The organism is Pseudomonas sp. MF6755, from assembly GCF_016405635.1.
In the GTDB taxonomy this organism is placed as follows: domain Bacteria; phylum Pseudomonadota; class Gammaproteobacteria; order Pseudomonadales; family Pseudomonadaceae; genus Aquipseudomonas; species Aquipseudomonas haemolytica.
Window position 1 is genome coordinate 1 of record NZ_JAEKDA010000010.1, and the last position, 26,417, is coordinate 26,417.

Here is a 26,417-nt window from a genome sequence, read left to right on the forward strand (position 1 = left end):
GTAGTGAAACGATGCATCGCCGATGGTAGTGTGGGGTTTCCCCATGTGAGAGTAGGTCATCGTCAAGATTAAATTCCGAAACCCCAATTGCGAAAGCAGTTGGGGTTTTGTTTTGGGCGCTTGAAAATATTAAAAGGCATCGCTCATGCCCTGAGTGCTAACGAACGGCCTTTCTATGCAATGACTCTGCGCATGGCTATTATGCGTGCCTCATTGTGAGGCGATACCTGCATGCTGATGTTGTTGAAACTTCTGAAAGATGGTCGATTTCATTCTGGAGAGGCGCTTGGCGCCGCCCTCGGGGTCAGTCGCAGCGCTGTGTGGAAGCAGCTCCAGCATCTCGAGGCCGAGCTGAATCTGCCCATTCATAAGGTCCGGGGTCGTGGATATCAGTTGGCTACGCCGCTGGTGTTCTTGGATGCTGCGCAGATTTCTCTTGGGGCGGCTCCCTTAGCCTGGCCCGTTCAAATTTTCGACTCTATTGATTCCACCAATGCCGAAGCTTTACGCCTAGTCGCAGCGAACTGCGCGGCGCCCTTTGTAGTGGTGGCGGAGCAGCAAACAGCTGGCAGGGGCCGGCGGGGTCGCAAATGGATCAGCCCATTTGCGCAAAATGTTTATTACAGCCTCGTATTGCGTATTGAGGGTGGTCTGCGACAGTTGGAGGGCTTGAGTCTCGTCGTGGGGTTGGCAGTGATGCAGGTCTTGCGTGAGTTGGGTGTGCAGGGTGCTGCCTTGAAGTGGCCCAATGATGTCTTGGTTGGGCGCAAGAAAATTTCTGGCATCTTGCTTGAGTTGGTCGGGGATCCTGCAGATATCTGTCACGTTGTTCTTGGGATAGGTATCAACGTAAATATGCAGAAGGCTGATGAGGTCGATCAGCAATGGACCTCGATGCAGCTCGAGACTGGCTTTCCTGTTGACCGCAACCACTTAGTGGCGCGCCTGGGGTTGCAACTGCAAAGCTACCTGGATCGACATAAAATTGCTGGTTTTGCCGGGTTGCAAGAAGAGTGGGAGCTGCACCACTTGTGGCAGGGTAAGCCTGTGTCTCTCATTGCGGGCGCCAGCCAGATTGACGGGGTGGTGCTTGGTGTGGATCGTCAGGGCGCGTTGCGTTTGGATGTCGATGGTGTTGAGAAAATATACAGCGGTGGTGAGTTAAGCCTGAGGTTGCGTGATGATTCTTGAGCTCGACTGTGGAAATAGCTTCATTAAATGGCGTGTACTTGAATCGAGTGGAGCAAGTATTTCTGCGGAAGGCATCGCGGACTCGGATATTGCACTGATTGACAGTCTGACGGCTCTTTCTGGTCTTCTGCTCACGCGTTGTCGATTAGTGAGCGTTCGAGCGCTTGAGGAAACCGATAAGCTAGTCGTCGCGTTGGTGGAAGCATTTGGCGTTACCGTATCCTGTGCAGGCTCTGCGAGAGAGATGGCCGGAGTGCGCAACGGCTACGAAGACTTCGAACGACTTGGGCTTGATCGCTGGTTGGCGATGCTTGGTGCATTCAAATTGGCATCAGGCGCTTGTCTGGTGCTCGATTTTGGTACGGCGGCCACCGCAGATTTTATTGGCTCGGATGGTGAGCATGTGGGTGGGTTTATTTGTCCTGGAATGCCGCTTATGCGCAACCAACTGCGCACCCATACGCGCAAGATACGCTATGGCGATGTAGCGGCTGAGAGAGCTCTGGAGCGCCTTTCTCCTGGCCGGACGACTGTAGAGGCTGTTGAGCGCGGTTGTACGCTCATGCTTAGAGGGTTCGTGCTGACTCAGCTTGAGTTGGCTCGAAGCTACTGGGGTGAAGATTTCACTGTCTTTCTGACTGGAGGGGATGCTGACTTGGTCTCGGATGCTGCGCCACAGGCACGACTGGTGCCTGACCTGGTGTTCGTGGGTCTGGCGATGGCATGTCCTTTGTGTTGAGGTGATTATGCGCTGGCTGTTTTTGCTTTTACTTGTCCTCAATGCTTTCTATTACGTCTGGCATCAGCAAGAGGCGCCATTGCGCGCCAAGGATGTCACGCCTTTGAGCCTCTATCGGGGCGCGCAGCAAGACATTCGGCTCTTGAGTGAATCCGCAGATACGGTGGCTCGTCGCGACCGAGCAAAGGTGCCTGATACGCAAAACACCTGTCTGTACATCGGTGGTTTCTCCGATCAGCGCCAAGCCCTTTCTATCGAACAGCGGCTAACGAGCCTGGATATAAAGGTCAAGGTTCAATTGTTGAGCGCACCCGAAGCCACGGGTTATTGGTTGCGTGTCGCCCCTGAGAGTCGGCGATTGGCTGACGATCTGCCCTTTGAAAACCTTGCTAAGGAATTCAATGAGTTAAAACATAAAATAATGCAGTGCGAAGGCATTGCAACTCGCGAATAGTTTGCATAGAATGGCGCCCGCTTCGCAGTGAAGACCTTTAAGGGCTACAGCGCGAAGCGAGGTCAACGCAGCTAACCTCATATTTTTAATGAGAAAATGCTTGACAGAAGGCCGGCGTGATGTAGAATGCCGGCTCGCTTAGGAGGGGTTCCCGAGCGGCCAAAGGGATCAGACTGTAAATCTGACGTCTACGACTTCGAAGGTTCGAATCCTTCCCCCTCCACCATTTTTAGCGTGAGCTGCAAGCTCCGCGGGTATAGTTTAGTGGTAGAACCTCAGCCTTCCAAGCTGATGATGCGGGTTCGATTCCCGCTACCCGCTCCAAGTTTGCAGGTTGTGCAAGGTGTTTCGCTCTTGTAGCTCAGTTGGTAGAGCACACCCTTGGTAAGGGTGAGGTCAGCGGTTCAAATCCGCTCAAGAGCTCCATATGACAAGGCAGATATGAAAATATCTGCCTTTGTTTTAACAGCTGCCTCGGCTTGTATCGTGTTGTAACTGGCTTTAGTGGTCAGTCGATTGCAAGTCTGTTGGGGTTGGTTGTTGTAAAGTCTTTTTCAGGCCTGCATAATGGTCGGCCTGATTTTGTTTTAGGTCAGTAGCTCAATTGGCAGAGCGACGGTCTCCAAAACCGTAGGTTGGGGGTTCGATTCCCTCCTGACCTGCCAGATTCACGTGGTGTATCTGGCTTTCTTTTCACAGGATCTTCATAGATGACTCCTAAGGCTGAAGCTCAAAGCTCTCGTTTCGATCTCGTCAAGTGGCTCGCCGTAGTCGCATTGGTGGTCGTAGGCGTTGTTGGCAATCAGTATTATTCTGCTTCGCCGATCCTGTACCGTGTACTCGCTTTGCTGGCCCTTGCTGCTGTAGCTGCCTTTGTAGGCCTGCAGACTGCCAAAGGCAAGTCTTTCGCGGTCCTGGTAAAGGAAGCTCGCACCGAAATACGTAAAGTCGTTTGGCCGACTCGCCAAGAAACCACGCAGACCACATTGATTGTCGTGGCTGTTGTTCTGGTTATGGCGTTGCTGTTGTGGGGGCTTGATTCCCTGCTCGGCTGGCTTGTTTCCTTGATTGTTGGCTAAGGGTGTCCCGTGGCTAAGCGTTGGTACGTTGTGCATGCTTACTCGGGTTACGAGAAGCATGTTATGCGCTCTTTGCTAGAGCGCGTAAAGCTCGCAGGCATGGAAGATGGCTTCGGCGAGATTCTGGTTCCCACTGAAGAAGTGGTTGAAATGCGGAATGGCCAGAAGCGCAAGAGTGAACGCAAGTTCTTTCCTGGCTACGTGCTGGTTCAGATGGACATGAATGAAGGTACTTGGCACTTGGTCAAGGATACTCCTCGTGTCATGGGTTTCATCGGCGGTACTGCTGATAAGCCTGCTCCGATCACCGACAAAGAGGCAGAAGCAATTCTGCGTCGCGTTGCTGATGGTAGCGACAAGCCTAAGCCGAAGACGTTGTTCGAGCCGGGCGAGGTTGTTCGTGTTACGGATGGTCCGTTTGCTGATTTCAATGGCACCGTCGAAGAAGTTAACTACGAAAAGAGCCGGATCCAAGTGGCAGTGCTCATTTTCGGTCGCTCTACTCCGGTAGAGTTGGAGTTCAGTCAGGTCGAGAAGGTCTAGCTGGGCAAGCATCCCAACCCCGCAGCCTTAGGCTGTGGGGTTTTGTCGTCACTGGGATATACGCGCAAGTAACCGGGGAGCCTTTCGAGGCGCTTGAACCCGTAATTGGAGTGCCTCATGGCCAAGAAGATTACCGCTTACATCAAGCTGCAAGTGAAGGCCGCTCAGGCCAACCCAAGCCCACCCGTCGGCCCAGCTTTGGGTCAGCACGGTGTGAACATCATGGAATTCTGCAAGGCCTTCAACGCCCGTACTCAGGGTCTTGAGCCAGGTCTGCCGACTCCAGTGATCATCACTGTATACAGCGACCGTAGCTTCACTTTCGAAACCAAGTCGACCCCGGCTTCGGTTCTGCTGAAGAAGGCTGCTGGTCTGACTAGCGGTTCCGCTCGTCCTAACACCGTTAAGGTTGGCACTGTAACTCGTGCTCAGCTGGAAGAAATCGCGAAAACCAAAAACGCGGATCTGACTGCAGCTGATATGGATGCAGCCGTGCGTACCATCGCCGGTTCTGCTCGTAGCATGGGCCTTAACGTGGAGGGTGTGTAATGGCTAAGCTGACCAAGCGCCAAAAGGCTATCGCCGGCAAAATCGAAGCAGGCAAGGCCTACAACTTTGTAGATGCCGCTGCCCTGCTGACTGAGCTGTCGACTGTCAAGTTCAGCGAGTCCGTTGACGTTGCTGTAAACCTGGGTGTTGACCCGCGTAAATCCGACCAGGTCGTTCGTAGCGCAACTGTGCTGCCACACGGTACTGGCAAGACTGTACGTGTAGCTGTCTTCACCCAAGGCCCGGCAGCAGAAGCTGCTCTGGCCGCCGGCGCTGATCGCGTTGGCATGGACGACCTGGCTGCCGAAATGAAAGGCGGCGACCTGAACTATGACGTAGTTATTGCTTCCCCGGATGCAATGCGCGTTGTAGGTCAGCTGGGTCAGATCCTTGGTCCACGCGGTCTGATGCCTAACCCTAAGGTCGGCACCGTAACGCCAGACGTAGCTACCGCGGTTAAAAACGCCAAGGCTGGTCAGGTTCGTTATCGCACCGACAAAAACGGCATCATTCACACCTCCGTTGGCAAAGTCGGCTTCGACGCCGTCAAGCTGAAGGAAAACGTTGAAGCCCTGATCGCTGATCTGAAGCGTATCAAGCCTGCTTCTTCGAAAGGTATCTACGTCAAGCGCGTTACCCTGAGCACCACTATGGGCCCAGGTCTGGTCATCGACCAAGGCTCGCTGGACGTATAAGACACAAATTGGCGCAAGTGATTGCGCTAATTGAAAGATTGGGGTCCCTGCCTGGCGGGGGCTATCCAAGACCGTAGGCGACGCAAGTCTTAAACCAACAAGCCTACGCAGATGGTGCTCCCGGTTCCTTACCGAATCAGACACCAAAACGACATCCGGCCCCGGCCAGATGAAACGGTAACAAGCAGGAGTTAAACCCGTGGCAATTAATCTCGAAGACAAGAAGGCCATCGTCGCTGAAGTCAACGAGGCTGCCAAAGCTGCTCTGTCCGCTGTCGTGGCTGATGCCCGTGGTGTGACAGTAGGCGCTATGACCGGACTCCGTAAAGAGGCTCGTGAAGCTGGCGTATACGTACGTGTTGTACGTAACACCCTGCTCAAGCGCGCTGTTGCTGACACTGAATACAGTGTTCTCAACGACGTGTTCACCGGCCCGACTCTGATCGCGTTCTCCAAGGATCATCCAGGCGCTGCTGCCCGTTTGTTCAAAGAGTTCGCCAAGAGTCAGGATAAGTTCGAGATCAAGGCAGCTGCGTTCGAGGGCAAGTTCCTCGCAGCTAACCAAATCGACGTACTGGCAACACTGCCGACCCGTAACGAAGCTATTTCTCAGCTGATGAGCGTGATTCAAGGCGCTACCAGCAAGTTGGCTCGTACTCTGGCCGCAGTTCGCGAGCAAAAAGAAGCTGCCGCAGCCTAAGGCTCAGCAACCTCTCTCGCGTTTTTTTGTTTATTTCGATGGCCGCGTAGGCCGTCCCCCAATTCAGGAAATACAGCAATGTCTATCTCCCAAGACGATATCCTCAACGCCGTAGCTGAAATGTCGGTTCTGCAGGTTGTTGAGCTGATCAAAGCTTTCGAAGAAAAATTCGGCGTTTCCGCTGCCGCTGCTTCCGCTGGCCCAGCTGTTGCTGCTGTTGCTGCTGAAGAGCAAACCGAATTCAACGTCATGCTGCTGGAAGCTGGCGAGAAGAAAGTAAACGTGATTAAAGCAGTTCGTGAACTGACCGGCCTGGGCCTGAAAGAAGCCAAGGCTGTAGTTGACGGCGCTCCTGCCCAGGTTCTGGAAGCAGTGTCGAAAGACGCCGCTGACAAAGCTAAAGCAGTGCTGGAAGAAGCAGGCGCTAAAGTCGAGCTGAAGTAAGCATCGACCTTGCGTCTCCAGCCCAAGCGTTAAGCTGAAGGCTGATGGCTGGTGGCTCTTGCCACCGGCCTTTTTCCGTTCTTGGTTGTCGACTCGGTCGCCGCCATTAACGCGCTGTAGCCACCCGATGCGGTGGTGCAAACCATGGGGTTTGCGAGATTTTCTGGCTGCTCCCGTCGGGAGGGGCCAAACAAGCAGGTGACCAAGCTGGGGAACGCTGATGGCTTACTCATATACTGAGAAAAAACGTATCCGCAAGGACTTTAGCAAGTTGCCGGACGTCATGGATGTCCCGTACCTTCTGGCTATCCAGCTGGATTCGTATCGTGAATTCTTGCAGGCGGGAGCGACTAAAGATCAGTTCCGCGACGTGGGCCTGCATGCGGCCTTCAAATCCGTTTTCCCGATCATCAGCTACTCCGGCAATGCTGCGCTGGAGTACGTCGGTTATCGCCTGGGCGAACCGGCATTTGATGTCAAAGAATGCGTGTTGCGCGGTGTTACGTACGCCGTACCTTTGCGGGTAAAAGTCCGTCTGATCATTTTCGACAAAGAATCGTCGAACAAAGCGATCAAGGACATCAAAGAGCAAGAAGTTTACATGGGCGAAATCCCATTGATGACTGAAAACGGTACCTTCGTTATCAACGGTACCGAGCGCGTTATCGTTTCCCAACTGCACCGTTCCCCGGGCGTGTTCTTCGACCACGACCGCGGCAAGACGCACAGCTCCGGTAAGCTCCTGTACTCCGCGCGGATCATTCCGTACCGCGGTTCGTGGTTGGACTTCGAGTTTGATCCGAAGGACTGCGTATTCGTGCGTATCGACCGTCGTCGCAAGCTGCCGGCCTCGGTGCTGCTGCGCGCGCTCGGTTATACCACTGAGCAAGTGCTGGATGCTTTCTACACTACAAACGTATTCAGCCTGAAGGATGAAACCCTCAGCCTGGAACTGATTGCTTCGCGTCTGCGTGGTGAAATTGCTGTCCTGGACATCCAGGATGAGAAGGGCAAGGTCATCGTTGAAGCCGGTCGTCGTATTACTGCGCGCCACATCAACCAGATCGAAAAAGCCGGTATCAAGTCGCTGGACGTGCCTCTGGACTACGTCCTGGGTCGCACCACCGCCAAGGTCATCGTTCATCCAGCGACAGGCGAAATCCTGGCTGAGTGCAACACCGAACTGAACACCGAAATCCTAGCAAAAATCGCCAAGGCCCAGGTTGTTCGTATCGAGACCCTGTACACCAACGATATCGATTGCGGTCCGTTCGTCTCCGACACCTTGAAGATCGACTCCACCAGTAACCAATTGGAAGCGCTGGTCGAGATCTATCGCATGATGCGTCCTGGCGAGCCGCCAACCAAAGACGCTGCCGAGACCCTGTTCAACAACCTGTTCTTCAGTCCTGAGCGCTATGACCTGTCTGCGGTCGGCCGGATGAAGTTCAACCGTCGTATCGGTCGTACCGAGATCGAAGGTTCGGGCGTGCTGTGCAAGGAAGACATCGTCGCGGTATTGAAGACTCTGGTCGACATTCGTAACGGTAAAGGCATCGTCGATGACATCGACCACCTGGGTAACCGTCGTGTTCGCTGCGTAGGCGAAATGGCCGAGAACCAGTTCCGCGTTGGCCTGGTACGTGTTGAGCGTGCGGTCAAAGAACGTTTGTCGATGGCTGAAAGCGAAGGCCTGATGCCGCAAGACCTGATCAACGCCAAGCCAGTGGCTGCGGCGGTGAAAGAGTTCTTCGGCTCCAGCCAGCTCTCGCAGTTCATGGACCAGAACAACCCGCTCTCCGAGATCACCCACAAGCGCCGTGTTTCCGCACTGGGCCCAGGCGGTCTGACCCGTGAGCGTGCTGGCTTTGAAGTTCGTGACGTTCACCCGACGCACTACGGTCGTGTTTGCCCGATCGAAACGCCGGAAGGTCCGAACATCGGTCTGATCAACTCCCTGGCCGCTTATGCGCGCACTAACCAGTACGGTTTCCTCGAGAGCCCGTACCGCGTAGTGAAAGACGCTCTGGTCACCGACGAGATCGTGTTCCTGTCTGCCATCGAAGAAGCTGATCACGTGATCGCTCAGGCTTCGGCCACGATGAACGACAAGAAAGTCCTGATCGACGAGCTGGTAGCTGTTCGTCACTTGAACGAGTTCACCGTCAAGGCGCCGGAAGACGTCACCTTGATGGACGTATCGCCCAAGCAGGTAGTTTCGGTTGCAGCGTCGCTGATCCCGTTCCTGGAGCACGATGACGCCAACCGTGCGTTGATGGGCTCCAACATGCAGCGTCAAGCTGTACCGACCCTGCGTGCCGACAAGCCGCTGGTAGGTACCGGCATGGAGCGTAACGTAGCCCGTGACTCCGGCGTTTGCGTCGTGGCTCGTCGTGGCGGCGTGATCGACTCTGTTGATGCCAGCCGTATCGTGGTTCGTGTTGCCGATGACGAAGTTGAAACTGGCGAAGCCGGTGTCGACATCTACAACCTGACCAAATACACCCGCTCGAACCAGAACACCTGCATCAACCAGCGTCCGCTGGTGAGCAAGGGTGATCGCGTTCAGCGTAGCGACATCATGGCCGACGGCCCGTCCACCGACATGGGTGAGCTGGCTCTGGGTCAGAACATGCGCATCGCGTTCATGGCGTGGAACGGCTTCAACTTCGAAGACTCCATCTGCCTGTCCGAGCGTGTTGTTCAGGAAGACCGTTTCACCACGATCCACATTCAGGAACTGACCTGTGTGGCACGTGACACCAAGCTTGGGCCAGAGGAAATCACTGCAGACATCCCGAACGTGGGTGAAGCTGCACTGAACAAGCTGGACGAAGCCGGTATCGTTTACGTAGGTGCTGAAGTTGGCGCTGGCGACATCCTGGTAGGTAAGGTCACTCCGAAAGGCGAGACCCAACTGACTCCGGAAGAGAAGCTGTTGCGTGCCATCTTCGGTGAAAAAGCCAGCGACGTTAAAGACACTTCCCTGCGTGTACCTACCGGTACCAAGGGTACTGTCATCGACGTACAGGTCTTCACCCGTGACGGCGTTGAGCGTGATGCTCGTGCACTGTCCATCGAGAAGACCCAGCTCGACGAGATCCGCAAGGACCTGAACGAAGAGTTCCGTATCGTTGAAGGCGCGACCTTCGAACGTCTGCGTTCCGCTCTGGTAGGCCACAAGGCCGAAGGCGGCGCAGGCCTGAAGAAAGGTCAGGACATCACCGACGAAATCCTCGACGGTCTTGAGCACGGCCAGTGGTTCAAACTGCGCATGGCTGAAGATGCTCTGAACGAGCAGCTCGAGAAGGCCCAGGCCTACATCGTTGATCGTCGCCGTCTGCTGGACGACAAGTTCGAAGACAAGAAGCGCAAACTGCAGCAGGGCGATGACCTGGCTCCAGGTGTGCTGAAAATCGTCAAGGTTTACCTGGCAATCCGTCGCCGCATCCAGCCGGGCGACAAGATGGCCGGTCGTCACGGTAACAAGGGTGTGGTCTCCGTGATCATGCCGGTTGAAGACATGCCGCACGATGCCAATGGCACCCCGGTCGACGTTGTCCTCAACCCGTTGGGCGTACCTTCGCGTATGAACGTTGGTCAGATCCTCGAAACCCACCTGGGCCTCGCGGCCAAAGGTCTGGGCGAGAAGATCAACCGTATGATCGAAGAGCAGCGCAAGGTCGCAGACCTGCGTAAGTTCCTGCACGAGATCTACAACGAGATCGGCGGCCGCAACGAAGAGCTGGACACCTTCTCCGACCAGGAAATCCTGGATCTGGCGAAGAACCTGCGCGGCGGCGTTCCAATGGCTACTCCGGTGTTCGACGGTGCCAAGGAAAGCGAAATCAAGGCCATGCTGAAACTGGCAGACTTGCCAGAAAGCGGCCAGATGCAGCTGTTCGACGGCCGTACCGGCAACAAGTTCGAGCGCCCGGTTACTGTTGGCTACATGTACATGCTGAAGCTGAACCACTTGGTAGACGACAAGATGCACGCTCGTTCTACCGGTTCGTACAGCCTGGTTACCCAGCAGCCGCTGGGTGGTAAGGCTCAGTTCGGTGGTCAGCGTTTCGGGGAGATGGAGGTCTGGGCACTGGAAGCATACGGTGCTGCATACACTCTGCAAGAAATGCTCACAGTGAAGTCGGACGATGTGAACGGTCGTACCAAGATGTACAAAAACATCGTGGACGGCGATCACCGTATGGAGCCGGGCATGCCCGAGTCCTTCAACGTGTTGATCAAAGAAATTCGTTCCCTCGGCATCGATATCGATCTGGAAACCGAATAACACGTGACGCGAATCGAGAGCGGGGCTGTTTAGCCCGCTCTCTGCTCCGCCAGGAGGAAAGGCCTTGAAAGACCTACTGAATTTGCTGAAAAACCAGGGTCAAGTCGAAGAGTTCGACGCCATCCGTATTGGGTTGGCATCGCCTGAGATGATCCGTTCGTGGTCGTTCGGTGAAGTTAAAAAGCCGGAAACCATTAACTACCGTACGTTCAAACCAGAGCGTGACGGCCTGTTCTGCGCCAAGATCTTTGGCCCGGTAAAGGATTACGAGTGCCTGTGCGGTAAGTACAAGCGCTTGAAGCACCGTGGTGTGATCTGCGAGAAGTGCGGCGTTGAAGTTGCATTGGCCAAGGTTCGTCGTGAGCGCATGGCGCACATCGAACTGGCTTCGCCGGTTGCCCATATCTGGTTCCTGAAATCGCTGCCGTCCCGTATCGGCTTGCTGATGGACATGACCCTGCGTGATATCGAACGCGTTCTCTATTTCGAGAGCTATGTCGTTATCGATCCAGGCATGACCACCCTTGAAAAAGGTCAGCTGCTGAACGACGAGCAGTACTTCGAAGCGCTGGAAGAGTTCGGCGACGATTTCGATGCCCGCATGGGTGCCGAAGCTGTCCGCGAACTGCTGCACGCTATCGACCTGGAACACGAGATTGGCCGTCTGCGTGAAGAAATTCCGCAAACCAACTCCGAAACCAAGATCAAGAAGCTGTCCAAGCGTCTGAAGTTGATGGAAGCCTTCCAGGGTTCCGGCAACTTGCCAGAGTGGATGGTGCTGACCGTTCTGCCGGTTCTGCCGCCAGACCTGCGTCCGCTGGTACCGTTGGACGGTGGTCGCTTCGCGACGTCCGACCTCAACGACCTGTACCGCCGCGTGATCAACCGTAACAACCGCTTGAAGCGCCTGCTTGATCTGTCCGCTCCGGACATCATCGTGCGCAACGAAAAGCGTATGTTGCAAGAAGCTGTCGATGCCTTGCTCGACAACGGTCGTCGTGGCCGCGCTATCACCGGTTCGAACAAGCGTCCTCTGAAATCCCTGGCTGACATGATCAAGGGTAAGCAAGGTCGTTTCCGTCAGAACTTGCTCGGTAAGCGTGTTGACTACTCCGGTCGTTCGGTAATTACCGTAGGCCCGACCCTGCGTCTGCACCAGTGTGGTCTGCCTAAGAAGATGGCACTTGAGCTTTTCAAACCGTTCATCTTTGGCAAGCTGGAAATGCGCGGTCTCGCGACCACCATCAAAGCGGCCAAGAAAATGGTCGAGCGCGAACTGCCAGAGGTTTGGGACGTTCTCGCTGAAGTGATTCGCGAACACCCGGTTCTCCTCAACCGTGCACCGACCCTTCACCGTCTGGGTATCCAGGCGTTTGAACCGGTACTGATCGAAGGTAAGGCTATCCAGCTGCACCCTCTGGTCTGTGCTGCGTACAACGCCGACTTCGACGGCGACCAAATGGCCGTGCACGTACCGCTGACACTGGAAGCCCAGTTGGAAGCGCGTGCGTTGATGATGTCGACCAACAACATTCTGTCGCCAGCCAACGGTGAGCCAATCATCGTTCCGTCGCAGGACGTTGTATTGGGTCTGTACTACATGACGCGTGAAGCGATCAACGCCAAGGGCGAAGGTCGTGTGTTTGCTGACCTGCAAGAAGTTGACCGTGTGTTCCGTGCCGGCGAAGCCGCACTGCATGCCAAGGTCAAAGTGCGGATCAACGAAACCGTCAACGACCGTGACGGCGGCAGCGTGACCGGTACCCGTATCGTCGACACTACTGTCGGCCGTGCGCTGCTGTATCAAGTTGTGCCAAAAGGTCTGTCGTACGACGTCGTCAACCTGCCAATGAAGAAAAAGGCGATCTCCAAGCTGATCAACCAATGCTACCGCGTGGTTGGTTTGAAAGAGACCGTGATCTTCGCTGACCAGTTGATGTACACCGGTTTTGCTTACTCGACTATTTCCGGCGTTTCCATCGGTGTTAACGACTTCGTTATCCCGGATGAAAAAGCTCGCATCATCGGTGCTGCTACCGACGAAGTGAAAGAAATCGAAAGCCAGTACGCCTCCGGCCTGGTAACCCAGGGCGAGAAGTACAACAAGGTGATCGACCTTTGGTCCAAGGCCAACGACGAAGTTTCCAAGGCAATGATGGCCAACCTCTCGAAAGAGAAAGTCATCGACCGCCATGGCGTCGAAGTTGACCAGGAATCCTTCAACTCGATGTACATGATGGCCGACTCGGGCGCACGGGGTTCTGCTGCGCAGATCCGTCAGCTCGCCGGTATGCGTGGCCTGATGGCCAAGCCGGACGGTTCCATCATCGAAACGCCGATTACTGCGAACTTCCGTGAAGGTTTGAGCGTACTCCAGTACTTCATCTCCACTCACGGTGCTCGTAAAGGTCTGGCGGATACCGCGTTGAAAACCGCTAACTCCGGTTACCTGACTCGTCGTCTGGTAGACGTTGCACAAGATCTGGTTGTAACCGAGATCGATTGCGGCACCGAGCACGGCCTGCTGATGACTCCGCACATTGAAGGCGGTGACGTTGTAGAGCCGCTGGGTGAGCGCGTATTGGGCCGTGTTATTGCCCGTGACGTATTCAAGCCAGGTACCGAGGAAATTATCGTTCCTGCCGGCACCCTGGTCGATGAGAAGTGGGTCGAGTTCATCGAGCTCAACAGCATCGACGAAGTGATTGTTCGCTCGCCGATCAGCTGTGAAACCCGCTATGGCATTTGCGCCAAGTGCTACGGCCGTGACTTGGCTCGTGGTCACCAGGTGAACATCGGTGAAGCGGTCGGCGTTATCGCTGCCCAGTCCATCGGTGAGCCGGGTACCCAGCTGACCATGCGTACGTTCCACATCGGTGGTGCGGCAAGCCGGACCTCCGCAGCCGACAGCGTTCAGGTGAAGAATGGCGGTACTGTCCGCCTGCACAACCTGAAGCACGTTGAGCGAGTGGATGGTTGCCTGGTTGCTGTGTCCCGTTCCGGTGAGCTGGCAATCGCTGATGACTACGGTCGTGAGCGTGAGCGTTACAAGCTGCCGTACGGTGCCGTGATTTCGGTTAAAGAAGGTGACAAGGTCGACGCTGGCGCAATCGTGGCCAAGTGGGATCCGCACACTCACCCAATCGTTACCGAAATGAAAGGTACCGTGACCTACGTGGGCATGGAAGAAGGCATCACGATCAAGCGTCAGACTGACGAATTGACCGGTATGACCAACATTGAAGTACTCGACGCCAAAGATCGTCCAGCTGCCGGTAAAGACATCCGTCCTGCCGTGAAGATGGTCGATGACAACGGCAAGGATCTGTTGCTGCCAGGCACTGACGTAATCGCTCAGTACTTCCTGCCAGCCAACGCCCTGGTCGGTGTAGCGGATGGTGCGAAGATCGCGATCGGTGATGTTATCGCGCGTATCCCGCAAGAAACTTCGAAGACCCGCGACATCACCGGTGGTCTGCCGCGTGTTGCCGACTTGTTCGAAGCTCGTCGTCCGAAAGAAGCGTCGATTCTGGCTGAAGTCAGCGGCACCATCGCGTTCGGTAAAGAGACCAAGGGCAAGCGCCGCCTGGTCATTACCCCGAACGACGGTAGCGATCCGTATGAAGAGCTGATTCCGAAGTGGCGTCACCTGAACGTCTTCGAAGGCGAACAGGTAAACCGCGGCGAAGTTATATCCGACGGCCCGAGCGATCCACACGACATCCTGCGTCTGCTGGGTGTGAGTGCGCTGGCCAAGTACATCGTTAACGAGATCCAGGACGTTTACCGTCTGCAAGGCGTGAAGATCAACGATAAGCACATCGAGACCATCCTGCGTCAGATGCTGCGTAAAGTTGAAATCGCTGAATCCGGCGATTCCAGTTTCATCAAGGGCGACCAGATGGAATTGACTCACGTACTAGTAGAGAACGAGCGTCTGGCTGGCGACGAGAAATTCGTTTCCAAGTTCACTCGTGTGCTGCTGGGTATCACCAAGGCGTCGCTGTCCACTGAGTCGTTCATCTCGGCGGCCTCCTTCCAGGAGACCACTCGCGTACTGACCGAAGCAGCGGTAACCGGCAAGCGCGATTACCTGCGCGGCCTGAAAGAAAACGTAGTCGTGGGTCGTCTGATCCCGGCAGGTACCGGTTTGGCTTACCACAGCGAGCGTAAGCGCCGCCGTGAAGCTGACAAACCGCTGCGCGTAAGCGCCAGTGAAGTGGAAGCTGCACTGACCGAAGCGCTGAACTCTAGCGGTAACTGAGTTCTGCGATAGATAAGTCTGGGCCCTGGCAGCCCCATTCGTCGGATCGAGGCAATTTTGCCCCGGTTCGATGAGGGGGGAGGTCGGGGCCTTGCCTTGACTGGGGACAAGATCCTCTTTAGACTCTTGTACCCCTAAATTTGGCGGGAATTCGTTCCTGCCATTTTGCTTTTCTTGCAAGACAATAGCGTCGCAAGACAACAGTGGAGCTAGTAGATGGCAACTATCAACCAGCTGGTACGTCAGCCGCGTAAGCGTATCGTCGAGAAATCCGACGTACCTGCGCTGCAGAACTGCCCGCAACGTCGTGGCGTATGCACTCGCGTGTATACCACTACGCCGAAAAAACCTAACTCGGCACTGCGTAAAGTATGCCGTGTGCGTCTGACCAACGGTTTCGAGGTTTCCTCGTACATCGGCGGTGAAGGCCACAACCTGCAAGAGCACAGCGTGGTACTGATCCGCGGCGGTCGTGTAAAAGACTTGCCAGGTGTTCGTTACCACACCGTACGCGGCTCCTTGGATACTTCCGGCGTTAAAGGTCGTAACCAGGGTCGTTCGAAGTACGGTACCAAGAAGCCTAAGTAGTAGCGGCTTTTTGTAAACTGAATCATCTTATTTTCTGAGTCGATAAGAGTAAGGTCGGAGGCGTCCCGCAAGGGCACCGATTCCGAGCGAACCTGAAGACCGTTTGAGGGCTTATCCATGCCAAGAAGACGCGTAGCAGCCAAGCGCGAAGTGCTTGACGATCCAAAATACGGAAGCCAAATTCTGGCCAAGTTCATGAACCACGTGATGGAAAGCGGTAAGAAAGCCGTTGCCGAGCGTATCGTTTATGGCGCGCTGGAAAAGGTTAAAGAGCGCAAGAACAGCGATCCCCTGGAAATCTTCGAGAAAGCTCTCGACGCCATCGCTCCGCTGGTCGAAGTGAAGTCGCGCCGTGTAGGCGGTGCTACTTACCAGGTTCCGGTCGAAGTTCGCCCGTCCCGTCGTAACGCTCTGGCAATGCGCTGGTTGGTAGACTTCGCCCGTAAGCGCGGCGAGAAGTCTATGGCTCTGCGTTTGGCCGGCGAGCTGTTGGACGCTGCTGAAGGTAAAGGTGCTGCTGTTAAGAAGCGTGAAGACGTGCACCGTATGGCTGAAGCTAACAAAGCTTTCTCGCACTACCGCTTCTAATCTTAGCTTCACTAATTTTGCGAGGGCTTTATGGCTCGTACTACTCCGATTAGCCGCTACCGTAACATCGGTATCGTTGCTCACGTGGATGCTGGTAAAACCACCACCACCGAGCGCGTACTGTTTTACACCGGCAAAAGTCACAAGATGGGCGAGGTGCATGATGGCGCCGCGACCACAGACTGGATGGTTCAGGAGCAGGAGCGTGGTATTACCATTACTTCTGCTGCTATTACCGCCTTCTGGAAAGGTTCCGAGAAGCAGTACAAAGACGAGCACCGCTTCAACGTAATCGATACCCCGGGCCACGTAGACTTCACTATTGAAGTTGAGCGTTCCCTGCGCGTACTCGACGGCGCTGTCGTTGTGTTCTGCGGTACCTCGGGCGTTGAGCCTCAGTCGGAAACCGTATGGCGTCAAGCCAACAAATACGGCGTTCCACGTCTTGTTTACGTAAACAAGATGGACCGTGCTGGTGCGAACTTCCTGCGTGTGATCGGTCAGATCAAGCAGCGTCTGGGTCACACCCCGGTGCCAATCCAGTTGGCTATCGGTTCCGAAGACAACTTCCAAGGCCAGATCGATCTGCTGACCATGGAAGCTGTTTACTGGAACGATGCTGACAAGGGTATGGTTCCTGTTCGCAAGCCTATCCCTGCTGAACTGCAGGAACAGGCTGACGAATGGCGTAACAACATGGTTGAAGCTGCGGCCGAAGCCAGCGAAGAGCTGATGAACAAGTACCTCGAAGGTGAAGAACTCACCAACGCGGAAATCAAGGCTGCTCTGCGTCAGCGTACTATCGCTGGTGAGATCGTCTTGGCTGTTTGCGGTTCCTCGTTCAAGAACAAGGGCGTTCCCCTGGTTCTCGATGCTGTGATCGACTACCTGCCGGCACCAGTAGATATTCCTGCCATCAAGGGTACTGACCCGGATGACGAGACTATCGAGCTGGAGCGTCATGCAGACGACGCAGAGCCGTTCTCCGCTCTGGCATTTAAAATTGCCACTGACCCATTCGTGGGTACCTTGACCTTCGTCCGCGTTTACTCGGGCGTGTTGAACTCCGGCGACGGCGTAATCAACTCGGTCAAAGGCAAGAAAGAGCGCGTGGGTCGTATGGTGCAAATGCACGCAAACGCCCGCGAAGAGATCAAGGAAGTACGCGCTGGTGACATCGCGGCCTTGATCGGCATGAAGGACGTCACCACTGGTGAAACCTTGTGCAACGCTGACAAGCCAATCATCCTGGTTCGCATGGACTTCCCGGAGCCGGTTATTTCGGTTGCCGTAGAGCCTAAGACCAAGGATGACCAGGAAAAAATGGGTATCGCTCTGGGCAAACTTGCTCAGGAAGATCCATCTTTCCGCGTCAAGACTGATGAAGAGACTGGTCAAACGATCATCTCCGGCATGGGCGAGCTTCACCTGGACATCCTGGTTGACCGGATGCGCCGTGAGTTCAACGTCGAAGCCAACATCGGTAAGCCTCAGGTTTCCTATCGTGAGCGCATCACGAAGAACTGTGAAATCGAAGGCAAGTTCGTTCGTCAGTCCGGCGGTCGTGGTCAGTTCGGTCACTGCTGGATCCGTTTTGCTCCTGCTGACGAAGGTCAGGAAGGTCTGCAATTCGTGAACGAAGTAGTGGGTGGTGTTGTTCCTAAGGAATACATCCCTGCTATCCAGAAGGGTATCGAAGAGCAGATGAAGAACGGTGTTGTTGCCGGCTATCCGCTGATCGGCCTGAAAGCAACCGTTTTTGACGGTTCTTACCACGACGTCGACTCCAACGAGATGGCGTTTAAGGTGGCTGCTTCCATGGCAACCAAGCAACTGGCCCAGAAGGGCGGTGGTGAGTTGCTTGAGCCAATCATGGCGGTAGAAGTTGTTACACCTGAAGACTATATGGGTGATGTCATGGGCGACCTTAACCGTCGTCGCGGCATGATCTTGGGTATGGAAGACACGGTTTCCGGCAAAGTGATTCGCGCCGAGGTTCCGTTGGGTGAGATGTTCGGTTATGCGACCGACGTTCGCTCCATGTCCCAGGGTCGCGCAAGCTACTCTATGGAATTCAAAAAATACAACACAGCTCCGGCGCACATCGCTGAAACTGTATCCAAAAAACAAGGCTGATTCAGTCCTTTAGGCAAGGAGTTAATTGTCGTGGCTAAAGAAAAATTTGATCGTTCCCTACCGCACGTCAACGTTGGCACCATCGGTCACGTTGACCACGGTAAAACCACTCTGACTGCTGCTCTGACTCGCGTTTGCTCCGAAGTATTCGGTTCCGCAATCGTTGATTTCGATAAAATCGACAGCGCACCAGAAGAGAAAGCTCGTGGTATCACCATCAACACCGCGCACGTTGAATACAACTCGCTGATCCGTCACTACGCTCACGTTGACTGCCCAGGTCACGCTGACTATGTGAAGAACATGATCACCGGTGCTGCTCAGATGGACGGCGCAATCCTGGTTTGCTCGGCCGCTGATGGTCCGATGCCACAAACCCGTGAGCACATCCTGCTGTCCCGTCAGGTAGGCGTTCCGTACATCGTGGTTTACCTGAACAAGGCTGACCTGGTAGACGACGCTGAGCTGCTGGAACTGGTTGAGATGGAAGTGCGCGATCTGCTGAGCACTTACGACTTCCCAGGTGACGACACTCCGATCATCATCGGTTCTGCTCGTATGGCTCTGGAAGGCAAAGACGATAACGAAATGGGCACCACGTCCGTTCGTAAACTGGTTGAGACTCTGGACAGCTACATCCCAGATCCAGTCCGTGTTATCGACAAGCCGTTCCTGATGCCAATCGAAGACGTATTCTCGATCTCCGGTCGCGGTACTGTTGTAACTGGTCGTATCGAGCGCGGTATCGTTAAGGTTCAAGATCCACTGGAAATCGTTGGTCTGCGTGACACTACCGTCACCACCTGCACCGGTGTTGAAATGTTCCGTAAACTGCTCGACGAAGGTCGTGCTGGCGAGAACTGCGGCGTTCTGCTGCGTGGTACCAAGCGTGACGACGTTGAGCGTGGCCAGGTTCTGGTTAAGCCAGGTTCGGTTAAGCCGCACACCAAGTTCGAAGCTGAAGTGTACGTGCTGAGCAAAGAAGAAGGCGGCCGTCACACTCCGTTCTTCAAAGGCTACCGTCCACAGTTCTACTTCCGTACTACTGACGTGACTGGTAACTGCGAACTGCCGGAAGGCGTTGAAATGGTTATGCCAGGCGACAACATCAAAATGGTTGTTACCCTGATCAAAACCATCGCAATGGAAGACGGTCTGCGCTTCGCTATCCGTGAAGGCGGCCGTACCGTTGGTGCTGGCGTTGTAGCTAAAATCATCGAGTAATTATCTCTTCTGAGATAGCTCGATTTTTTGAGAAGGCCCCCGCTTAGCGGGGGCCTTTTTTATTGGGTTGACACCTATCTGGGGCGTCTATAGAATTGCGCCTCCTTTTAACGGGCGTATTGCGCTCGCTGGGAATAGCAGCCGGAGTCTGAAATCCAATGCAAAATCAGCAAATCCGTATCAGGTTGAAGGCTTTTGACCATCGCCTGATCGACCAATCCACCCAGGAAATCGTGGAAACCGCGAAACGTACTGGTGCTCAAGTGCGTGGTCCAATTCCACTGCCTACCCGTAAAGAGCGGTTCACCGTTCTGGTCTCCCCGCACGTCAACAAAGACGCGCGTGACCAGTACGAGATCCGTACTCATAAGCGCGTACTGGACATCGTCCAGCCAACGGATAAAACCGTTGATGCTCTTATGAAGCTTGATCTGGCGGCCGGTGTGGAAGTACAGATCAGCCTCGGCTAAGACTTGGGTCTTAGTCGTGTAACGCTCTGAAATGGGCGGCCATAGCGGGTGAAAGCCCCGTACACTCATGAGGTTTACAACATGACTATTGGTGTAGTCGGTCGTAAATGCGGTATGACCCGTATTTTCACCGAAGAAGGTGTCTCCATTCCGGTCACGGTCATTGAGATCGAACCGAATCGCGTCACCCAGTTCAAAACTGAAGAGACCGATGGCTATCGGGCAGTGCAAGTCACTGTCGGTGAGCGTCGTGCTTCGCGCGTGACTGCTGCTCAAGCAGGTCACTTCGCTAAAGCAAACGTTGCAGCTGGTCGTACTGTCATGGAGTTCCGTCTTGAAGATGGTGACTACCAGGCTGGCGATCTGATCAACGCTGAAATCTTCGCTGCTGGTCAACTGGTTGATGTAACCGGTCAGTCCAAAGGTAAAGGCTTCCAGGGTACGATCAAGCGTTGGAATTTCCGTGGCCAAGACAACACTCACGGTAACTCCGTCTCCCACCGCGTCCCGGGCTCTATTGGCCAGTGCCAGACTCCTGGTCGTGTATTCAAGGGCAAAAAAATGTCCGGTCATATGGGCGCTGAGCGCGTGACCGTGCAGTCCCTCGAAGTAGTGCGCGTCGACGCTGAACGCAATCTGTTGTTGGTCAAGGGTGCTGTTCCTGGCGCTACTGGCGGCAACCTGGTTGTACGTCCAGCGGCCAAGGCTCGCGGTTAAGGGGAAGCTGACATGCAATTAAATGTAAATGACGCTCAAGCGATCGAAGTTTCCGAACTGACATTTGGCGGCGAATTCAACGAGACGCTCGTTCACCAAGCAGTCGTGGCCTACATGGCCGGCGGCCGTCAAGGTAGCAAGCAGCAAAAGACCCGTTCCGACGTTCGTGGTGGCGGTAAGCGCCCTTGGCGTCAGAAAGGTACTGGCCGTGCTCGTGCCGGTACTATCCGTAGCCCAATCTGGCGTGGCGGTGGTACCACTTTCGCAGCTCGTCCACAGGATCACTCGCAGAAGCTCAACAAGAAGATGTACCGCGCAGCTCTGCGCTCCATCCTTGCTGAGCTCGTGCGTACTGATCGTCTGGTCGTGGTTCAGGATTTCGCTGTTGAAAGTCCAAAAACCAAAGATCTGCTGGGCAAACTGAACAACATGAGCCTGACCGACGTTTTGATCGTGTCTGAAGCTGTTGATCAGAACCTGTACCTGGCTGCTCGCAACCTGCCACACGTTGATGTACGTGACGTGCAAGGTTCCGATCCAGTTAGTCTGATCGCATACGACAAGGTGTTGATCACCGTGTCGGCCGTGAAGAAATTCGAGGAGCTGCTGGGATGAACCAGGAACGCGTATTTAAAGTTCTGCTTGGCCCGCACGTTTCCGAAAAGGCTACGGTTCTGGCTGACAAGAAAGGCCAGTTCGTTTTCAAGGTTGCAACTGACGCAACCAAGCTGGAAATCAAGAAGGCCGTCGAAAGCCTGTTCAGCGTGAAAGTAGAGCGTGTTACTACCCTGAATGTTCTGGGTAAGAGCAAGCGCACTGCTCGCGGTCTGGGCAAGCGTAATGACTGGAAGAAGGCAGTTATCTCCCTTCAGCCAGGCCAAGATCTCGATTTCAGCAGCAGTGCTGAGTAAGGAAGGGGTGCATCATGGCAATCGTTAAATGCAAACCGACTTCCCCTGGCCGCCGTTTTGTGGTCAAGGTGGTCAACCAGGAGCTGCATAAAGGCGCTCCTCACGCACCGCTGCTCGAGAAAAAATCGAAGACTGGTGGTCGTAACAACAATGGTCGTATTACCACTCGTCACATCGGTGGTGGCCATAAGCAGCATTATCGTCTGGTCGATTTCCGTCGCAACGACAAAGATGGCATCGCTGCCACTGTCGAGCGTATCGAATACGATCCAAACCGTACTGCTCACATCGCTCTGCTGCTGTACGCAGATGGCGAGCGTCGCTACATCATCGCCCCTAAAGGCGTGAGCGCTGGCGACCAGCTGATCGCAGGTGCCTTGGCACCGATCAAGCCGGGCAACGCTCTTCAACTGCGCAACATTCCAGTTGGTAGCACCGTACACGGCATCGAATTGAAGCCAGGTAAAGGCGCGCAAATCGCTCGTTCCGCTGGTGCTTCGGCTCAGCTGATCGCTCGTGAAGGTGTCTACGTGACCCTGCGTCTGCGTTCTGGTGAGATGCGTAAAGTGCTGGCTGAATGCCGCGCGACCCTGGGTGAAGTCTCGAACTCCGAGCACAGCCTGCGTTCGCTGGGTAAAGCTGGTGCCAAACGCTGGCGTGGCGTTCGCCCAACCGTTCGTGGTGTTGCCATGAACCCGGTTGACCACCCACACGGTGGTGGTGAAGGTCGTACCTCTGGTGGTCGTCATCCGGTATCGCCATGGGGCTTCCCGACTAAGGGCGCGAAGACTCGTGGTAATAAGCGTACCGACAAAATGATCGTCCGTCGTCGCAAGTAAATAGAGGGATACGACAGTGCCACGTTCTCTGAAAAAAGGTCCTTTTATTGATCTTCACCTACTGAAGAAGATCGAAGTGGCGGCGGAAAAGAACGATCGCAAGCCGGTGAAAACCTGGTCGCGTCGTTCGATGATCCTGCCACAAATGGTCGGTTTGACCATCGCTGTACACAACGGTCGCTTGCACGTCCCAGTTCTCGTGAACGAAGACATGGTCGGCCACAAACTAGGCGAGTTTGCCGGTACCCGCACTTATCGTGGGCACGTGGCAGACAAGAAAGCCAAGCGTTAAGGGGTTAGGAAATGGAAGTAGCCGCTAAGTTGTCGGGCGCTCGAATCTCCGCCCAGAAAGCCCGCTTGGTCGCCGACCAGATCCGCGGGAAGAAGGTGGGCGAAGCGCTCAACCTGTTGGCTTTCAGCAGTAAGAAAGCCGCCGAGATCATGAAGAAAGTGCTGGAGTCGGCCGTAGCCAACGCCGAGCATAACGAAGGCGCAGACGTTGATGACCTGAAGGTCAGCACCGTTTTCGTCAACGAAGGGCGTTCGCTGAAGCGCATCATGCCACGTGCCAAAGGCCGTGCTGATCGCATCGTCAAGCGGTCTTGCCATATCACTGTCAAGGTTGCTGACAAGTAACGGAGTCGAAGAGATGGGTCAGAAAGTACATCCCATTGGCATTCGCCTGGGAATCGTCAAGGAGCACACCTCCGTCTGGTACGCAGACGGTCGGACTTATGCGGACTACTTGTTCGCTGATCTGAAGGTGCGTGAGTATCTCCAAGACAAACTAAAAAGCGCGTCCGTAAGCCGTATCGATATCCATCGTCCGGCGCAGACTGCACGTATCACCATCCACACCGCTCGTCCAGGTATCGTTATCGGGAAGAAAGGTGAAGATGTTGAGAAACTGCGTCAGGACCTGACCAAGCAAATGGGTGTGCCTGTGCACATCAATATCGAAGAGATCCGCAAGCCGGAGCTCGACGGTATGCTGGTTGCGCAGAGCGTAGCTCAGCAGCTGGAGCGTCGCGTAATGTTCCGTCGCGCTATGAAGCGCGCCGTACAGAACGCCATGCGCATTGGTGCCAAAGGCATCAAAATCCAAGTGAGCGGTCGTCTCGGCGGTGCTGAAATCGCACGTACTGAATGGTATCGCGAAGGTCGTGTGCCACTGCACACCCTGCGTGCCGACATCGACTATGCCAACTACGAAGCTCACACCACTTACGGTGTGATCGGTGTAAAGGTTTGGATCTTCAAAGGCGAAGTAATTGGTGGTCGCCAAGAAGAACTGAAACCACAAGCACCAGCGCCTCGTAAAAAAGCTGCTAAGTAAGGGGTACGCCAAATGTTGCAACCTAAGCGTACGAAGTTCCGCAAGCAGATGACAGGCCACAACCGTGGTCTGGCACAGCGCGGTAGCAAAGTCAGCTTCGGCGAGTTCGCGCTGAAGTCTGTAGCTCGTGGTCGTCTCACCGCTCGTCAGATCGAGTCAGCGCGTCGTGCTCTGACCCGTCACGTTAAACGTGGCGGCAAGATCTGGATCCGTGTATTCCCGGACAAGCCAATCTCCAAAAAGCCCCTCGAAGTTCGGATGGGTAAAGGTAAGGGTAACGTGGAATACTGGGTAGCCCAGATTCAGCCAGGCAAAGTCCTGTATGAAATCGAGGGTGTAACTGAAGAGCTGGCGCGTGAGGCTTTTGCCCTGGCTGCTGCAAAGCTGCCGCTCGCCACCGCCTTTGTTAAACGGACGGTGATGTGATGAAAGCGAATGAACTTCGTGAAAAATCCGCACAGCAGCTGAACGAGCAACTGCTCGGCCTGCTGCGCGACCAGTTCAATCTGCGTATGCAGAAAGCAACTGGCCAGTTGGGGCAGTCTCATCTGCTCTCGCAAGTTAAGCGTGACATTGCTCGCGTGAAGACTGTGCTCAACCAGCAGGCAGGTAAGTGATCATGGCTGAAGCCGAAAAGACTGTCCGTACGCTGACTGGCCGTGTTGTCAGCGACAAGATGGACAAAACCATCACCGTTTTGATCGAGCGTCGCGTTAAGCACCCGATCTACGGTAAATATGTTAAGCGTTCGACTAAGCTGCACGCGCACGACGAAACCAATCAGTGCCACATCGGCGACAAAGTCACTATTCGTGAAACTCGTCCGCTGGCCAAGACCAAGTCTTGGGCACTGGTTGATGTTCTCGAACGCGCTGTGGAAGTCTAAGGACTAGGGGTCGGAGAAATTATATGATTCAGACTCAATCCATGCTCGATGTGGCCGATAACAGCGGCGCTCGCCGTGTTATGTGCATCAAGGTGCTGGGTGGCTCCCATCGTCGTTACGCTGGTATCGGTGACATCATCAAAGTTACCGTGAAGGAAGCAATTCCTCGCGGTAAGGTGAAAAAAGGCCAAGTGATGACTGCTGTTGTAGTCCGCACTCGTCACGGCGTACGCCGTGCAGATGGCTCCATTATCCGCTTTGATGGCAACGCTGCTGTTCTTCTGAACAACAAGCAAGAGCCGATCGGCACCCGTATCTTTGGGCCAGTGACCCGTGAACTTCGTACTGAGAAGTTCATGAAGATCGTCTCGCTCGCCCCAGAAGTGCTGTAAGGAGATCCGACATGCAAAAGATTCGTCGTGACGACGAGATCATCGTGATCGCCGGCAAAGACAAAGGTAAGCGCGGTAAGGTGCTTAAGGTTCTCGCTAATAACCGTCTGGTTATCGGTGGTCTGAACCTGGTCAAGCGTCATACCAAGCCTAACCCGATGTCGGGCGTGCAGGGCGGTATCGTCGAGAAAGAAGCTCCACTGGACGCTTCTAACGTCGCCATCTTCAACGGCGAAACCAACAAGGCTGACCGCGTTGGTTTCAAAGTAGAAGACGGTAAGAAAATTCGTGTCTTCAAGTCGACCCAAAAAGCGGTTGATGCTTGAACACTGCTAGGTAGATTAGACCATGGCACGACTACAAGAGATTTACCGGAAGGAAATCGCCCCTAAGCTTAAGGAAGAACTTAAGCTTGGGAACGTGATGGAAGTTCCGCGCGTTACCAAAATCACCCTGAACATGGGTCTGGGCGAAGCGATCGGTGACAAAAAAGTCATCGAGCACGCTGTTGCTGACCTGGAAAAGATCACCGGTCAAAAAGTCGTTGTGACTTACGCTCGGAAATCCATCGCTGGCTTTAAAGTCCGTGAAGGTTGGCCGATCGGCGTCAAAGTGACTCTGCGCCGTGAGCGTATGTACGAATTCCTGGATCGTCTGCTGTCGATCTCCCTGCCTCGGGTTCGCGACTTCCGCGGCCTGAATGCCAAGTCCTTCGATGGTCGTGGTAACTACAGCATGGGCGTGAAAGAGCAGATCATCTTCCCGGAAATCGACTACGACAAGATCGATGCTCTCCGCGGTCTGGACATCACCCTGACCACCACTGCCAAGAACGATGATGAAGGCCGCGCTCTGCTGCGTGCGTTCAAATTCCCGTTCCGCAACTGATTGGAGTAGGACCATGGCCAAGATGAGCATGAAAAACCGCGAGCTGAAGCGTCAGCTCACGGTTGCCAAGTACGCCAAGAAGCGTGCAGCACTGAAAGCAATCATCGTTGATCTGAACGCAAGTCCAGAAGCGCGTTGGGAAGCTACAGTAGCTCTGCAGAAGCAGCCACGTGACGCAAGCGCTTCGCGCATGCGTAACCGCTGCCGCCTGACCGGTCGTCCACACGGCGTTTACCGCAAGTTCGGCCTCGGCCGTAACAAACTGCGTGAAGCGGCTATGCGTGGTGACGTACCGGGTCTGGTTAAAGCCAGCTGGTAAGTACTTTCAACGTCCAGGTGGTCTGCATCGCAAGATACTGACCGCCGGTGACCTTGAATCTGGAACAAGCCCCTTTTGGGGCTTGTTTCATTTCCGGAGTATGTCTAAAATACGCGGCTCGCCTGAGCCCGTGTGTTTTACGCTCGGAGATTCTCGGTGACATATGTAGCC

At 54.7% G+C, this 26,417-nt stretch carries 30 protein-coding genes and 4 tRNA genes; all 34 read left to right on the forward strand.

What is annotated here, in order from left to right:
* Window positions 1-231: 231 nt before the first annotated feature.
* The 34 genes from birA to rpsN all read left to right on the forward strand — a co-directional run bounded on the left by birA (window position 232) and on the right by rpsN (window position 26,246).
* A complete protein-coding gene (gene birA / locus JFT66_RS14505; protein WP_198859518.1) occupies window positions 232-1,191 on the forward strand; it encodes a bifunctional biotin--[acetyl-CoA-carboxylase] ligase/biotin operon repressor BirA in 960 nt (319 codons plus the stop codon).
* On the forward strand, window positions 1,181-1,930 hold the full coding sequence (locus JFT66_RS14510) for a pantothenate kinase (RefSeq protein ID WP_198859519.1): 750 nt from the start codon (window positions 1,181-1,183) through the stop codon (window positions 1,928-1,930). Before birA ends, JFT66_RS14510 begins: the two co-directional genes overlap by 11 nt.
* Before the next feature lie 7 nt (window positions 1,931-1,937).
* Complete coding sequence (locus tag JFT66_RS14515) at window positions 1,938-2,384, forward strand: hypothetical protein (protein ID WP_198859520.1); 447 nt, start codon at window positions 1,938-1,940, stop codon at window positions 2,382-2,384.
* Window positions 2,385-2,525: 141 nt separating this feature from the next.
* Window positions 2,526-2,610: transfer RNA gene (locus tag JFT66_RS14520), tRNA-Tyr, on the forward strand.
* Window positions 2,611-2,634: 24 nt separating this feature from the next.
* A tRNA-Gly gene (locus tag JFT66_RS14525) sits at window positions 2,635-2,708 on the forward strand.
* A gap of 26 nt (window positions 2,709-2,734) precedes the next feature.
* Window positions 2,735-2,810 (forward strand) — tRNA-Thr (locus JFT66_RS14530).
* 163 nt (window positions 2,811-2,973) lie between these two features.
* Window positions 2,974-3,049, forward strand: a tRNA-Trp gene (locus JFT66_RS14535).
* Between the two features lie 45 nt (window positions 3,050-3,094).
* A complete protein-coding gene (gene secE / locus JFT66_RS14540) occupies window positions 3,095-3,463 on the forward strand; it encodes a preprotein translocase subunit SecE (protein ID WP_003194658.1) in 369 nt (122 codons plus the stop codon).
* 9 nt (window positions 3,464-3,472) lie between these two features.
* Window positions 3,473-4,006 carry a transcription termination/antitermination protein NusG gene (gene nusG / locus JFT66_RS14545; RefSeq protein ID WP_003176436.1) on the forward strand — a complete coding sequence of 178 codons (534 nt, stop codon included), beginning with the start codon at window positions 3,473-3,475 and terminating at the stop codon, window positions 4,004-4,006.
* Window positions 4,007-4,123: 117 nt separating this feature from the next.
* Entirely contained in the window at window positions 4,124-4,555 is a 432-nt protein-coding gene (gene rplK, locus JFT66_RS14550) for a 50S ribosomal protein L11 (RefSeq protein ID WP_003176435.1), read from the forward strand.
* Window positions 4,555-5,250 (forward strand): 50S ribosomal protein L1, encoded by a 696-nt coding sequence (rplA, locus tag JFT66_RS14555; RefSeq protein ID WP_003232403.1) that lies wholly within the window; start codon window positions 4,555-4,557, stop codon window positions 5,248-5,250. The genes rplK and rplA overlap by 1 nt, the downstream gene beginning before the upstream one ends.
* Before the next feature lie 199 nt (window positions 5,251-5,449).
* Complete coding sequence (gene rplJ / locus JFT66_RS14560; protein ID WP_003176433.1) at window positions 5,450-5,950, forward strand: 50S ribosomal protein L10; 501 nt, start codon at window positions 5,450-5,452, stop codon at window positions 5,948-5,950.
* A 78-nt stretch (window positions 5,951-6,028) separates the two neighbouring features.
* Window positions 6,029-6,394 (forward strand): 50S ribosomal protein L7/L12, encoded by a 366-nt coding sequence (gene rplL / locus JFT66_RS14565; protein ID WP_003210093.1) that lies wholly within the window; start codon window positions 6,029-6,031, stop codon window positions 6,392-6,394.
* Between the two features lie 220 nt (window positions 6,395-6,614).
* Window positions 6,615-10,688: a DNA-directed RNA polymerase subunit beta gene (gene rpoB, locus JFT66_RS14570; RefSeq protein WP_034116051.1), complete on the forward strand. Its 4,074-nt coding sequence runs from the start codon at window positions 6,615-6,617 to the stop codon at window positions 10,686-10,688.
* Window positions 10,689-10,752: 64 nt separating this feature from the next.
* Window positions 10,753-14,952: a DNA-directed RNA polymerase subunit beta' gene (gene rpoC, locus JFT66_RS14575; RefSeq protein WP_034116050.1), complete on the forward strand. Its 4,200-nt coding sequence runs from the start codon at window positions 10,753-10,755 to the stop codon at window positions 14,950-14,952.
* 216 nt (window positions 14,953-15,168) lie between these two features.
* The gene (rpsL, locus tag JFT66_RS14580; protein ID WP_002555494.1) at window positions 15,169-15,540 is read left to right on the forward strand and encodes a 30S ribosomal protein S12; all 372 of its coding nucleotides are present in this window, start codon (window positions 15,169-15,171) and stop codon (window positions 15,538-15,540) included.
* A 117-nt stretch (window positions 15,541-15,657) separates the two neighbouring features.
* Window positions 15,658-16,128, forward strand: coding sequence for a 30S ribosomal protein S7 (gene rpsG / locus JFT66_RS14585; protein WP_002555493.1), 471 nt, complete (start codon window positions 15,658-15,660; stop codon window positions 16,126-16,128).
* 30 nt (window positions 16,129-16,158) lie between these two features.
* On the forward strand, window positions 16,159-18,264 hold the full coding sequence (gene fusA, locus JFT66_RS14590; protein WP_034116049.1) for an elongation factor G: 2,106 nt from the start codon (window positions 16,159-16,161) through the stop codon (window positions 18,262-18,264).
* A 30-nt stretch (window positions 18,265-18,294) separates the two neighbouring features.
* Window positions 18,295-19,488 carry an elongation factor Tu gene (gene tuf, locus JFT66_RS14595; RefSeq protein WP_003176426.1) on the forward strand — a complete coding sequence of 398 codons (1,194 nt, stop codon included), beginning with the start codon at window positions 18,295-18,297 and terminating at the stop codon, window positions 19,486-19,488.
* Window positions 19,489-19,646: 158 nt separating this feature from the next.
* Complete coding sequence (rpsJ, locus tag JFT66_RS14600; protein WP_003186070.1) at window positions 19,647-19,958, forward strand: 30S ribosomal protein S10; 312 nt, start codon at window positions 19,647-19,649, stop codon at window positions 19,956-19,958.
* Between the two features lie 81 nt (window positions 19,959-20,039).
* Complete coding sequence (rplC, locus tag JFT66_RS14605) at window positions 20,040-20,675, forward strand: 50S ribosomal protein L3 (protein WP_003194649.1); 636 nt, start codon at window positions 20,040-20,042, stop codon at window positions 20,673-20,675.
* 12 nt (window positions 20,676-20,687) lie between these two features.
* Window positions 20,688-21,290 carry a 50S ribosomal protein L4 gene (rplD, locus tag JFT66_RS14610; RefSeq protein WP_003176424.1) on the forward strand — a complete coding sequence of 201 codons (603 nt, stop codon included), beginning with the start codon at window positions 20,688-20,690 and terminating at the stop codon, window positions 21,288-21,290.
* The gene (gene rplW, locus JFT66_RS14615; RefSeq protein ID WP_002555488.1) at window positions 21,287-21,586 is read left to right on the forward strand and encodes a 50S ribosomal protein L23; all 300 of its coding nucleotides are present in this window, start codon (window positions 21,287-21,289) and stop codon (window positions 21,584-21,586) included. Before rplD ends, rplW begins: the two co-directional genes overlap by 4 nt.
* A 14-nt stretch (window positions 21,587-21,600) precedes the next feature.
* Window positions 21,601-22,425, forward strand: a complete 825-nt coding sequence (rplB, locus tag JFT66_RS14620) for a 50S ribosomal protein L2 (RefSeq protein ID WP_003210080.1) — start codon at window positions 21,601-21,603, stop codon at window positions 22,423-22,425.
* 16 nt (window positions 22,426-22,441) lie between these two features.
* Window positions 22,442-22,717, forward strand: coding sequence for a 30S ribosomal protein S19 (gene rpsS, locus JFT66_RS14625; RefSeq protein WP_003232420.1), 276 nt, complete (start codon window positions 22,442-22,444; stop codon window positions 22,715-22,717).
* Between the two features lie 11 nt (window positions 22,718-22,728).
* Entirely contained in the window at window positions 22,729-23,061 is a 333-nt protein-coding gene (gene rplV, locus JFT66_RS14630; RefSeq protein ID WP_003103908.1) for a 50S ribosomal protein L22, read from the forward strand.
* A gap of 13 nt (window positions 23,062-23,074) precedes the next feature.
* Window positions 23,075-23,761, forward strand: coding sequence for a 30S ribosomal protein S3 (rpsC, locus tag JFT66_RS14635; protein ID WP_003176422.1), 687 nt, complete (start codon window positions 23,075-23,077; stop codon window positions 23,759-23,761).
* Window positions 23,762-23,773: 12 nt separating this feature from the next.
* On the forward strand, window positions 23,774-24,187 hold the full coding sequence (rplP, locus tag JFT66_RS14640) for a 50S ribosomal protein L16 (protein ID WP_003232424.1): 414 nt from the start codon (window positions 23,774-23,776) through the stop codon (window positions 24,185-24,187).
* Complete coding sequence (gene rpmC, locus JFT66_RS14645) at window positions 24,187-24,378, forward strand: 50S ribosomal protein L29 (RefSeq protein WP_002555481.1); 192 nt, start codon at window positions 24,187-24,189, stop codon at window positions 24,376-24,378. The genes rplP and rpmC overlap by 1 nt, the downstream gene beginning before the upstream one ends.
* Window positions 24,379-24,380: 2 nt before the next feature.
* Window positions 24,381-24,647, forward strand: coding sequence for a 30S ribosomal protein S17 (gene rpsQ / locus JFT66_RS14650; RefSeq protein ID WP_003176419.1), 267 nt, complete (start codon window positions 24,381-24,383; stop codon window positions 24,645-24,647).
* A 23-nt stretch (window positions 24,648-24,670) separates the two neighbouring features.
* On the forward strand, window positions 24,671-25,039 hold the full coding sequence (gene rplN, locus JFT66_RS14655; RefSeq protein ID WP_002555479.1) for a 50S ribosomal protein L14: 369 nt from the start codon (window positions 24,671-24,673) through the stop codon (window positions 25,037-25,039).
* Between the two features lie 11 nt (window positions 25,040-25,050).
* Window positions 25,051-25,365 carry a 50S ribosomal protein L24 gene (gene rplX, locus JFT66_RS14660; protein ID WP_003176416.1) on the forward strand — a complete coding sequence of 105 codons (315 nt, stop codon included), beginning with the start codon at window positions 25,051-25,053 and terminating at the stop codon, window positions 25,363-25,365.
* 22 nt (window positions 25,366-25,387) lie between these two features.
* Window positions 25,388-25,927, forward strand: a complete 540-nt coding sequence (rplE, locus tag JFT66_RS14665) for a 50S ribosomal protein L5 (protein WP_003194642.1) — start codon at window positions 25,388-25,390, stop codon at window positions 25,925-25,927.
* Window positions 25,928-25,940: 13 nt separating this feature from the next.
* Window positions 25,941-26,246, forward strand: a complete 306-nt coding sequence (rpsN, locus tag JFT66_RS14670) for a 30S ribosomal protein S14 (protein WP_003176414.1) — start codon at window positions 25,941-25,943, stop codon at window positions 26,244-26,246.
* Window positions 26,247-26,417: the final 171 nt, after the last annotated feature.

Excerpts from the sequence above, each read along its gene's own strand:
- rpsJ (WP_003186070.1), top strand. The coding sequence starts at position 19,647 with ATGCAAAATCAGCAAATCCGTATCAGGTTGAAGGCTTTTGACCATCGC.
- secE (WP_003194658.1), top strand. The coding sequence starts at position 3,095 with ATGACTCCTAAGGCTGAAGCTCAAAGCTCTCGTTTCGATCTCGTCAAG.
- rpmC (WP_002555481.1), top strand. The coding sequence starts at position 24,187 with ATGAAAGCGAATGAACTTCGTGAAAAATCCGCACAGCAGCTGAACGAG.
- rplL (WP_003210093.1), top strand. The coding sequence starts at position 6,029 with ATGTCTATCTCCCAAGACGATATCCTCAACGCCGTAGCTGAAATGTCG.
- JFT66_RS14515 (WP_198859520.1), top strand. The coding sequence starts at position 1,938 with ATGCGCTGGCTGTTTTTGCTTTTACTTGTCCTCAATGCTTTCTATTAC.
- rplN (WP_002555479.1), top strand. The coding sequence starts at position 24,671 with ATGATTCAGACTCAATCCATGCTCGATGTGGCCGATAACAGCGGCGCT.
- birA (WP_198859518.1), top strand. The coding sequence starts at position 232 with ATGCTGATGTTGTTGAAACTTCTGAAAGATGGTCGATTTCATTCTGGA.
- rpsQ (WP_003176419.1), top strand. The coding sequence starts at position 24,381 with ATGGCTGAAGCCGAAAAGACTGTCCGTACGCTGACTGGCCGTGTTGTC.
- rplV (WP_003103908.1), top strand. The coding sequence starts at position 22,729 with ATGGAAGTAGCCGCTAAGTTGTCGGGCGCTCGAATCTCCGCCCAGAAA.
- rplK (WP_003176435.1), top strand. The coding sequence starts at position 4,124 with ATGGCCAAGAAGATTACCGCTTACATCAAGCTGCAAGTGAAGGCCGCT.
- rplX (WP_003176416.1), top strand. The coding sequence starts at position 25,051 with ATGCAAAAGATTCGTCGTGACGACGAGATCATCGTGATCGCCGGCAAA.
- rpsC (WP_003176422.1), top strand. The coding sequence starts at position 23,075 with ATGGGTCAGAAAGTACATCCCATTGGCATTCGCCTGGGAATCGTCAAG.
- rplE (WP_003194642.1), top strand. The coding sequence starts at position 25,388 with ATGGCACGACTACAAGAGATTTACCGGAAGGAAATCGCCCCTAAGCTT.
- rpsG (WP_002555493.1), top strand. The coding sequence starts at position 15,658 with ATGCCAAGAAGACGCGTAGCAGCCAAGCGCGAAGTGCTTGACGATCCA.
- JFT66_RS14510 (WP_198859519.1), top strand. The coding sequence starts at position 1,181 with ATGATTCTTGAGCTCGACTGTGGAAATAGCTTCATTAAATGGCGTGTA.
- fusA (WP_034116049.1), top strand. The coding sequence starts at position 16,159 with ATGGCTCGTACTACTCCGATTAGCCGCTACCGTAACATCGGTATCGTT.
- rplW (WP_002555488.1), top strand. The coding sequence starts at position 21,287 with ATGAACCAGGAACGCGTATTTAAAGTTCTGCTTGGCCCGCACGTTTCC.
- rplC (WP_003194649.1), top strand. The coding sequence starts at position 20,040 with ATGACTATTGGTGTAGTCGGTCGTAAATGCGGTATGACCCGTATTTTC.
- rplA (WP_003232403.1), top strand. The coding sequence starts at position 4,555 with ATGGCTAAGCTGACCAAGCGCCAAAAGGCTATCGCCGGCAAAATCGAA.
- rpsN (WP_003176414.1), top strand. The coding sequence starts at position 25,941 with ATGGCCAAGATGAGCATGAAAAACCGCGAGCTGAAGCGTCAGCTCACG.
- rplD (WP_003176424.1), top strand. The coding sequence starts at position 20,688 with ATGCAATTAAATGTAAATGACGCTCAAGCGATCGAAGTTTCCGAACTG.
- rpsL (WP_002555494.1), top strand. The coding sequence starts at position 15,169 with ATGGCAACTATCAACCAGCTGGTACGTCAGCCGCGTAAGCGTATCGTC.
- rplB (WP_003210080.1), top strand. The coding sequence starts at position 21,601 with ATGGCAATCGTTAAATGCAAACCGACTTCCCCTGGCCGCCGTTTTGTG.
- rplP (WP_003232424.1), top strand. The coding sequence starts at position 23,774 with ATGTTGCAACCTAAGCGTACGAAGTTCCGCAAGCAGATGACAGGCCAC.
- rpoB (WP_034116051.1), top strand. The coding sequence starts at position 6,615 with ATGGCTTACTCATATACTGAGAAAAAACGTATCCGCAAGGACTTTAGC.